The following is a 10,960-nucleotide window of genomic DNA, read 5'->3' on the forward strand; positions in this document are numbered from 1 at the left end:
GTAAGTAAATAAAGGAAAAGAACATGAAGAAATTATGGTTAGCGAGTATTTTAATGCTAGGATTGTGCACTTGTCAAACTCAAAAAGATTTGAATACAGAAATTAAAGGTTCCTATTCCTCTCAATGGGAAAATATAAATGAATTAATTAAAAAAGGGTTTCCAGAAAAGGCTATTACATCTTTAGATGATCTCATTGTGGAAGCCAGAGAAAATAAAGACCCGATCGTGGCAACACAAGCTATCTTGAAAAAGATCAACTTGAAAAATTTAGTTCAAGAAGATTTTATGGCTAATCAAATGGCTTATCTGAAATCTGAACTAGATAATACTAAAGATGACGTTTCTCAAGCGTTTCTGAATTATACCATTGCGATCATCTATAATAACTATTGGGAATCTAACCAGAACGTTATCCCTGAGGAAATGTCCGGTGATGATGATATGAGTGGAAAGCAATACTATGATACCATAGCGTTTCATTTTGATCAAATTCTTACAGATGAGATAAAAAACCTTTCTATAAAAGATGTGCAGTCTTTCTTCAATGAAGGCAACTATGATCCTAGCGTCAAATTATGGGACTTCTTTATGCTGGAGAAAATTAAACTTTGGAAATCTAATCCTTACATCAAATATCTAGGTGAAGAGGAGCAGCGATCTTATGTTCAGAATCTGTATGATGTTCTTATTAATAAGTTGAAAAAGAATAAGCAAACTAAACTTCAGCTCCTGACGGAGATAGAGAAAAACCAATTTTTCAACTTGGATATTGCGCCCTTATATGCGAAATATGGCGACACTTATCAGTATATTTTAGATTATCACACTGGAAAAGAACTTTCTAACCAAGCGAACCAAAGTGATGATAAGAAAGAGAAATCTGATTTACTCCAGGAAAGTTATGCAAAATTTGAGTCTGTTCTTAATTCGGGTGATGACGTGTTTGTGAACAATGCAAAAGTCCAGATTGAACAAATAGAAAAAATTAATCTACAAGTTTCCGTAGAACAGATTGTAATGTCGGAGCTAAAATCTCTTGCATATATCAGTTATAAAAATTTAGATAAAGTATACGTAAAAATCTATCAGCTATCTGAAAAAGATATGATCGAAGAGCGCAGAGAGAAAGGTTTTCCTTACAAGAATAGAACGGTGGTGTATGAAAAGGAAATTCTACTTTCAGCGGCTCAATATAAATATGTGGAGCAATCTTCAGAAATAGAAATTCCTGCTTTACAGCCTGGTTTCTACGGAATTGTAGTCAATACAGAAATGGAATTTAAAATTGCAGACAAGAATCCATTGTATACATCGAACTTTCTAGCAACAAACATTGGATTGAATAGCTTTTTTGATGCGAAAACCAATAAGGTTGTTCTACAGTGTATTAATAGAATGACAGGAGAAGTGCTTAACGGTGCCAATTTTAAAATTTTAGATCGCCAATATAATAGAGGCCAAGGTCAGCAAATGGTGACGGTCCATGAAGGTAAAGGAAATCCGGATTTTAAATACGATTCTAATCCAAGCAAAAACTACTTTCCGTATGTGAAATATGGTGACCATTTTTTCATGGAAAGAAATGGTTTTTATACAAGTCAAAATAGACTTAGCAACCAGTTAATGACAAATTTATTAACAGATAGAGGGATTTACAGACCAGGGCAGGAAATCCATTTCCAAGGCATCCTTTATCGCATCGATGAGCAACGTGTACCATCGATCCATCCGAATCAAAAGTTAACTATTCAAGTCAATGATAATTTCGGAAACAAAGTGATGGAGGAAACATTGACTACAGACGAATATGGCGCTTATGACGGAGTATTTAACATTCCAGATCAACAGCAAAATGGTAGCTTGAACTTCCGATTCAAAGTGAATAATCAAATGGTGAGTTCTTATACTTCTATTAAAGTAGAAGAATATAAACGGCCGAAGTATGAAGTTTCATTCGAAGATGTAAACCAAGAATTGGCACTGGATAAAAACATAAGAGTAGAAGCAAAAGCAATCTCTTTTACAGGAGTGCCGATTAGTGATGCTAAAGTAGTTTATAAGGTTCATCGGAGTACTTGGATTCCTTATTTTTATAGAGGTTTCGGATCTCATTTTCCTCCTCGGAGTAGTGAAAATACATTGATTAAATCTGGTGAAGTAAAAACAAATGAGGCAGGAGAAATCGCCTTTGACTTTTTTGCAGAGCGTTCACTTACCCATCCAAATTTGAAAAGCTTTAATTACACGGTGGAAATCGATGTCATTGATAATACTGGAGAAACGAAATCGGTGAGTAAAAATATTTCTATTAGTGAGCAATCGGTATTTATCAAATTTGCGGAGGACACAAAGAGAGATGAATATTTTATATCGACTGTGAATGCAGAAGATAAGTTGATCAATGCGAAAGTAGACCTAACGATTTATAAGAAAGAGGATACTAGATTCAAAGTGGATAGATATTGGGGATTTCCGGATACGACGATGGTTTCACCTATTGATTTTCCAGCATTCTCATTTACGGAGGATGATAAAATGTATACCAGTAAGGTGTATGAAGCGAGCATTGATGTGAGAGATACTGCGTTTCTAGATTTGAATAAATTACTAGGAGCAGGAAATTATAAAGTGGAAATTAAAAGTGATGGTGCAAATGATTTCGAATCAAAAATTGAAATAAATAATTTCGAATCAGGTGAATTTGGGATTAATGAAGTGTTTTATATTGACAATACAGCTTCTAGCTATGCACCAGGAGAGGAAGTTGAGATCAAATTAGGTAGTGCGATTCCTGCGCTCAGAATTCATGTTCAGAAATATAAAAATAGTAATCTCGTAGAAGAATTTTGGACAACTTTAGATCCTACATTCTCCATATCGAATATGGTTACAGATTCAGATTATGGTGGCTATTCATATCTGTTTAAAGCATACTATATGAATCGGTATTTTGAAAAATCACTTAACGTAAATGTTCCATGGAATCATAAGCGCTTGTATATTAAGCCAAAAACGATTCGTTATGTGACAGAGCCTGGTGCTCCTGAGAAATGGACTTTCGTTGTAACTGATGAAAACGGAGACCCAGTGAAGAGTCGGTTGCTTTCTTCTATGTACGATGCATCCTTAGATGAGTTTCAGCCCTTCAGTTGGAATTGGAATTTATTTCCTACATATCACGGCGTTCCTTACACGAGAAATTATGGATATGGGAACCAATTTTTGTACACGAGTAATTACTCATGGAACAGAATTAATGGAAACATTTTACCGGTTCCTTATGCTCCATCTTATTTATTTTCGCCGATTACTTGGTCGCAATTTGGAGTAGAATATAAATCGATGCCTAGAATGTCTAGAAAGCAAGGGATGGTAGGAAATGTTAATGGAGAAGAGATGGAAGGTGCACCGATGGCAGAAGCCGCAATGATGAGTGATGCTGACAATTCAATAGCTCCACCTCCACCTTCACCTTCGCCAACAGAACCGACAACACCTCCTGCAGTAAGAACAAATCTCGCTGAATTAGTTTTCTTCTATCCTGATTTAACGACGAATGAAGACGGTGAAGTGACCATAGAATTCAATAATAATGAGGCACTTACTAAGTGGAAGTTGCAAAATTTCGCATATACTAAAGACTTGAAATATGGATTCTCTTCCGAAGAAATTGTGACTAAGAAAGAGTTGATGATTCAAGCAAATCAACCAAGATTTCTAAGAGTTGGCGATAAGATATCTTTATCTGCGAAGTTGATTAATCTTGCAGAAAACGCTCAATCCGTTAATGCGAAATTAGCTATCTATGATGAGCAAACGAAAAAAGAAATTACCATTAATGGAGCGAAGAATCCAATCAAGTTAGATAAAGATGGGCAGGAAGAAATCTTTTGGGAAGTGGAGGTCCCAGATGGGGTGCAGTTAGTGAAACTTGTGTATAGTGTTTCGGGTGAAAAGCATGAAGATGCAGAACAGCATATTGTACCTGTTATGCCTAAGGACATTTACTTAATAGATTCAGAAACGATTTTATTGGATGCGAACAGCTCAGGAGGAATTAACTTGAGTGCGTTGTTTGATAAAACCAAGAGAACGAGTGCGTTGACGATAGAGACGACAGGAAGTCCAGCTTGGTATGCAGTAAGAACTTTGCCATATCTTATGGAAAACGACGAAGAAAATTCTGAAGCTGTTTTTAATAGATATTTTGCCAATGCTTTAGCACTTAAAATTCTTAACGAGAATCCATTAATAGAGGCTTACTATAAGAAATGGAAAGCGGAAAATGCTTTGAAATCGACGTTAACATTGAATGAATCACTTAAAAACATTGACCTCAGCCAAACGCCATGGATTAAAGATGCCTTATCTGAGGAAGAGACGATGCATAAAATGGCTAATTTATTTGATAGAGCCAAGGTAGAAATGGAGTTAAAGTCGACATTAGCAAAGTTAAAAAGTATGCAACTTGGAGATGGAGGTTTTCCTTGGTATCAAGGAGGAAGAGCTAATTATTATATGAGCCAATATATTCTAGAAGGCTTTCTGAAAATGGAAGAATTAGGATTGGGTGATCAGGATATCAACTTGAAATCAAGATTATTTAATTACTGCGCAAATATGGTGATTAAGATGTCATACGATGGGAAGGATCATGTTCCTTCGAATCTGATCAGAAATGTGTGGATAAATGAAATGATGACAGAAAAAACATCGGGAGCATATCTCCGAAAAGTCAACATGGTCAAAAAGATTTTAGAAGAGAAATGGTTTGAATATGGGATTCAGGATCAAGTTTATATTGCTAAAATTTTCAAGAAAGAAAAGCCTGAACTGATGAAGGAAATTGCTAGTTCCTTGCTGGAGAAATCTTTCTACAAAGAGCAGTTAGGTAGGTTCTGGAATAGTAATCCAAATGGGATTTATAGCTCATGGGACATCAGTCTTCAAGCTTCATTAATCTCATTGTTTAATTCGATAGGAGGTTATGATGATGAAGTGGATGAAATGAAATTTTGGTTGATTGCGAATAAGCGTACGAATAGTTGGGATTCTAATATCGCTACTTCTTCAGCCGTGTATGCGCTAACTTTAGGAAAGTCAAGTGCTTTTGCTGCGGGAAAAGCTATAGTTACTTCGATCGATGGGAAGGTTGTAAAGGGGGAAGAAACTTCAGGTATTAATTATGAGAAAATAGCTTATTCAGATCGAAGAGAAATAGGGGAAATGAAGGAGGTCGAATTCGAAAATTCGAATGATAATAAAGCTTGGGCGAATGTGCATCACCAGTTTTTCCAAGATTACAATGATGTAGAGCGAACGGATAATGCATTCTTAGATATTAAGAAGGAAATTTATAAAATTGGCCTGAAGGATGAACTAGTGAATGTAGAAAACCATACGCTGCAGTTAGGAGATAGAATCAAGGTTCGACTGACAATTAATAGTGATCGTCCGATGGAGTTTGTGCATGTATCGGATGATCGGCCAGCGGGATGTGAGCCTGTAGACTTATCTAGTGGATATTCATGGAATAATAGATTAAGTTATTACAAGTCGATTAAAGACTTGGGGACGCATTTTTTCATCGATCAGATTGCGAAAGGAAAGTATGTTATAGAATATGAGATGTATATCAATAATCTTGGCGCCTTTAATTCAGGTGTTGCAGAAATTCAGAACGTTTATGCACCAGAGTTTAATGATTATAGTAAGTCAGTGCGGATCAATGTAGAGTAGCAAGAATCGAAGAAAAGTCTAAATATGACATCCTTAAGGCAGCTTGAGCGAAAGAGAAGGATGTTATATTTTTCAAGATTTAGAATTAAAATCAGTACAAATTATTTAAATATTTAATACCTCTTATCCATATCTAATTGATTATCTTATGCCAATAAACACGGATGATGAAAAAAGATAACACTTTAGCCAAAGGAACCGCAATCGGCATTGCATTGGGTAGCTTAGTTGGGATTCTAACAGGGAATATTGCTTTATGGCTGAGTTTAGGAATCGCCATCGGTGTAGGAACAGGAACCACACTAATGAAAAAGAAGAACAAGTCTAAAGACGAAGAATTATGAATTCAACATCCAGTAATTATTTTTATATAGCCTAGTGTTTGCTTATTTGTTATTGGAAAACTTTCATCTCTTAAGGCTGATTACTACCTTCCGTTTTCGTAATACAAAATGCCTCGCCAAATGATTAGAACTTTTCTATTATTTATTGGGTTTTCACTGAGCCTAATCAATGCTAATGCCCAAGTAGAATTTTACGTTTCTACAAATGGAAATGATGCAAACATTGGGACTTCTGATCAACCTCTAGCTTCCTTAACCGGGGCTAGAAATGCCATTCGTGCACACAAAAAAGCAAAAGCGCAGCCATCATCTTATACCATTATCATTACTGATGGATTCTATACGATGAATGAGATCTTCGAACTTTATCCAGAAGACAGCGGTACAGAGGAATATCCGATTATCTATAAAGCGGCGGACGGGGCGTTACCAATATTTAGTGGAGGAAAGAAGATCACTGGTTTTGAAGTTAAAGAAAATGGGGTGTGGGAAGCTGAAATTCCTGAAAGCAAATATTATAAATGGAGATTTGACCAGCTTTATGTAAATGATTCTCGGGCAATTCTTGCTCGTACGCCTAATTCTGGATTTCTAAAAATAGGAGATGTTCAAGAGAATGTGTGGGAAAGAGGATCAGGCCGAGTCGCGCTAAAAGCACAACAAGTGCTCAAGTTTGATGAAGATAATTTTCAATCGTTACAAAACATTGACGAAGAAGACTTAGCATTACTCCGATTCCGGGCTTACCATAAGTGGGATTTCACGATCAGACATGTAGATAAAATTGACAAAGACAGTCTAGCCTTATTCACATCAGGACAAGGGATGAAACCTTGGAACCCATTAAAAAAAGATGGACGAATAATTCTTGAAAATTATAAAGCAGCATTAGACGCAAAAGGGGAGTGGTTCTTGAGTAAGAACGGTATATTGTCATATATTCCATTGCCAGGTCAGACGATCGAGAATACGGAGATTATTGCTCCAGTTTTAGATAACTTGATCAAAATAAACGGTGATGCGACTAAGAACAAGCTTGTTGAACACATCACATTTGAAGGCATTGCATTCAAGCATAGTCACTATAAGATGCCGCGCAGTGGATTCGAACCTAATCAAGCAGCCATTGCTATTTCCTCCAGCATTATGCTCGAAGGTGCTAAGCACATCACATTTTCAAATTGTGAGATTTCACAGGTTGGTCAACATGCCATTTGGTTTGGTAAAGGATGTAGTTTTTCTAAGGTCACGCATTGCTTCATCAATAATATCGGCGGTGGAGGAATATACTTAGGTGATAAAGCGGCCTTAGATGGTGTAGAACATACGAATCATATCACTTTAGACAACAATATAATCCAGTCAGGTGGGCAAGAATTTCCTCCTGCCGTTGGTGTCTGGGTAGGGCATAGCTCAGATAATTCCATTACTCATAATGACATCGGGAATTTTTACTATTCTGGTGTTTCTGTAGGTTGGGTTTGGGGATATAAACCAAGTCTTGCGAAAAGAAATATCATCACGCATAATCATATTCACCATATTGGCTGGGACTTATTAAGTGATATGGCTGCAGTTTATTCGCTCGGAAAGTCTGAAGGAACGGTGATAAGTAATAATATTGTTCACCATGTTCATGCGTATTCTTATGGAGGTTGGGGATTATATACAGACGAAGGCTCTTCAGATATTGTAATGGAGAATAATCTGGTCTATAGTACAAAGACAGGTGGCTTTCACCAGCATTATGGAGAAAACAACATCATGAAGAATAACATATTTGCCTATGCAAAACTGTATCAAGCGCAATGCACTAGGGTAGAAGATCATCGCTCATTTGACTTCAGCAATAACATCATTGTGTTTGATGAAGGAGTTGTGCTTAAAGGGGCATGGAATAAAATTGACATCAAAATGGACCATAACCTCTACTGGAATACGGGAGGTGATTCCTACGATTTTAATGGTCAATCTTTTAGGGAGTGGCAGCAAAGTGGCCATGACGTAAATAGCCTAATAGCAAATCCTAATTTTATAGATGCGCCCAATTTCGATTTTAGATTTCAGAACACTGAAACAATTGACAAAATAAACTTCAAACCATTTGATTTCTCAAAAGCAGGAGTATACGGAAGTGCAGAATGGAAAAAGAAATCAGAATTGCCGGAATCCATCCTCATTGAATTTGATGAAGTCGTTGCAAAGAATCTAATAAAGGATTAGAACTGATTAAATAACAGTTACCGATCCAGTTAGGATTTTAGGATTAGCATCAACATCTTCGTATTCAATGTAGTAGATATAGACCCCTTTAGCAGTAACCTGCCCATCAGAATGTCCATTCCAGAAGTGATCCATACCATCTGACGTTCTAAAGTTTTGACTTGTGAAAATAATGTTACCCCACCTATCAAATATTCTATAATTTCTGATCACCAGATCACTGGTACTGTATACAATCAAGTGATCATTGCCAAGGGTCGAAGCTGTGGAAATAACATTGGGAACGTAGACATCTCTGTTGATTCTAAGGTCTAGATTGACCAAACTATCACATCCTGAATGTGAAGGAATGATCATTTCATAGAATCCTTCTTCATCGAAATCTTCTCCATTGAAATGATAAGATTCACCTTCTCGAATTTGTGCAATAATCGTATCACCGATAATCATTTCTTGGACGTGGAGCGATAAAGTCAGTAAAGTGTCACACCCATTTTCTGCCTTTAGCATCATTGAATAGTTGCCACTTTCTGAGTAAATTTGTGAGCCAATTTTAATTTCTTCACCATCGCAAATCTCTTTATTAAAATACATTTGTGGAATCGCTTTTTCAGTAAGCGTCAGCGTTATTATGCTATCACAGCCCACGTCATTACTTAGTGTATGAGAATAGACACCTGGAGAGAGAATTTCTTCACCACTGAACGGATATGATTCACCTGCGCAAAATGAATCTTGAAATGCATAAGCTGAACCTTCCAGAACTTCTAAGTCTAATATATAAATACTATCGCAACCGACCGAATTGGAGATAGTATCGGAATAGATACCAGATTGATTAAGTTCCATTTGATTAAATGAGAAGGTCTCACCCGCACAAATTGACCTAGATATATTTTCAATAATCTGATTAGAAATTTCTAATGTTAATTCTATGAGCGAATCACATCCAAGTTGACTCTCTAAAGTCTCATAATACAATCCTGCACTTGTTAGAATCTGATCTCCAAGAACGTATTCTGAACCCGCGCAAATAGAAGCATTAACTAGCGTTGGTGGAATTACAATGGTTTCAAAAATAGCTGGTCCGACCAATTTGCAACCATTTTCGTTATAGACAAAAACGCGGAAATCAGAAAAATGATCATTGGTATTATTGATTACGATGGAGGAAGATTCCTTGCCGATCCAAGGCATACTGTCTTGATACCATTGATAATTCAACGTATCGGAAAATGGAACACTGAGGATAATTGATTTTTCACATGTACTTGAAACGCTGATCGTATCATCGAAGTACCAAGAATCTTTGCCCATATCATATATACCAATTTCAGCAATCTGGAAAAATGCAGAGCCTTTATTATCATCATTGCAATCTATGGACAAAACGATATAGTTAATATCCTTACTAGGAGTAAAGGCCGATTCGAATACTGTGAATTCCATATTTAGCAAGTCATCAGAGGAAATGGTGATCAACTTTTCTGCATTTTCGGATAAAGTAGTAGAACAGAAATTATTACTAGAGGATCCTAGAATGGATGAGAAATCTGGGCAGAGATCTGTAAAACCATAGACAGTTAGCTCAATAGCAGAAGTTAGATTAACGAGAAAGTCATGAGGCAGACTAGCCGATATGGACACCTTGAATTCTTCACCAGCATGCATTGGACTGAGCAAGCAAGTGCCCATGGTTTCTGAAAAATTTTCCGAAGTTCCGATTGAAATAAAAGATTGGTCGAAATTGGTCACATTAGCCTCTTCTATATCTGTAATTGTACTACCAATGATACAATCAACACCATAATAATCAGCAGTTCCGCCGATTCCTTCCCAGTCATTTACACAACTTGCATTTTGCGAGATTTCTGAACAACATCCTGAATGTTCTTCAAAATCACCATTTGGTACTTGGTTCTCGCTACTCTTAGCCTCATTATTGCATTGGCATTCCGGATCAAATGCATCCGTAAGTCCATCTCCATCATCATCTATAGCGTTATTACATATTTCAACAATTGGATGGTCACACACAGTGAAATCCATCATGAAGAGATTATCTAAGTAGTCGACTTCTACGAAACCTGATGGTGGATTATAGTTCACTAAATCAAGTGGCGTTGGTATGGTATTATTGTCATTTATAAAACCATATAGCATTTCCTCTTCCCAGACTACATCTATTTTGAAAAGCCTAGTTTCAAAGCATTCTCCAGGTTCGATAACTTCATTTAGATCAATTGTAAAAGGATATGCTTGTTGAGCCACATCCACTAAAGGGTTAACATCGTACAGGGTAGTAAAAAATATGGAATTATCATATGCTACGGATCCTGTGTTACAAAAAGTGATGGATAATATGGAGCAATCTAGAAGGAATTCATAGGAATCAAAGGATAGGTTTGCGGTTGCTTGGTTTGTAAATGTTTGTGTTTCTGCTTCACAGTTTTCGCTATTCCCATCAGACTCAATACCTCTAAGAGTCTGATTGGATAAGGTTTCGTTCTGTAAGAGTATAGAATCAGATCCTATGGGTAACGATGATAAAACACATGATAATCCAAGAACGTAAATAAATTTTCTAATCATTTTACTCGCTTTCAATCCAATTTTAAGGTTTAGAGTTTCCTCCTACCTTTATAAAACATA

General features: G+C 36.5%; 4 protein-coding genes. 3 read left to right on the plus strand and 1 reads right to left on the minus strand.

Going from position 1 to position 10,960, the window contains the following annotated elements; all coding sequences use genetic code 11:
- Positions 1-23: 23 nt before the first annotated feature.
- The 3 genes from L2586_RS15250 (at position 24) to L2586_RS15260 (ending at position 8,308) form a co-directional block, all read left to right on the plus strand.
- Positions 24-5,741, plus strand: coding sequence for an alpha-2-macroglobulin family protein (locus L2586_RS15250; protein WP_235293786.1), 5,718 nt, complete (start codon positions 24-26; stop codon positions 5,739-5,741).
- Positions 5,742-5,908: 167 nt separating this feature from the next.
- On the plus strand, positions 5,909-6,085 hold the full coding sequence (locus L2586_RS15255; RefSeq protein ID WP_235293787.1) for a hypothetical protein: 177 nt from the start codon (positions 5,909-5,911) through the stop codon (positions 6,083-6,085).
- A 120-nt stretch (positions 6,086-6,205) separates the two neighbouring features.
- Positions 6,206-8,308, plus strand: a complete 2,103-nt coding sequence (locus L2586_RS15260; protein ID WP_235293788.1) for a right-handed parallel beta-helix repeat-containing protein — start codon at positions 6,206-6,208, stop codon at positions 8,306-8,308.
- A 6-nt stretch (positions 8,309-8,314) separates the two neighbouring features.
- On the opposite strand, the gene L2586_RS15265 is transcribed toward L2586_RS15260, so the two are convergent.
- Positions 8,315-10,900 carry a T9SS type B sorting domain-containing protein gene (locus L2586_RS15265; protein WP_235293789.1) on the minus strand — a complete coding sequence of 862 codons (2,586 nt, stop codon included), beginning with the start codon at positions 10,898-10,900 and terminating at the stop codon, positions 8,315-8,317.
- Positions 10,901-10,960 lie beyond the last annotated feature (60 nt).

It is taken from the genome of Portibacter lacus, assembly GCF_021533215.1.
In the GTDB taxonomy this organism is placed as follows: domain Bacteria; phylum Bacteroidota; class Bacteroidia; order Chitinophagales; family Saprospiraceae; genus Portibacter; species Portibacter lacus.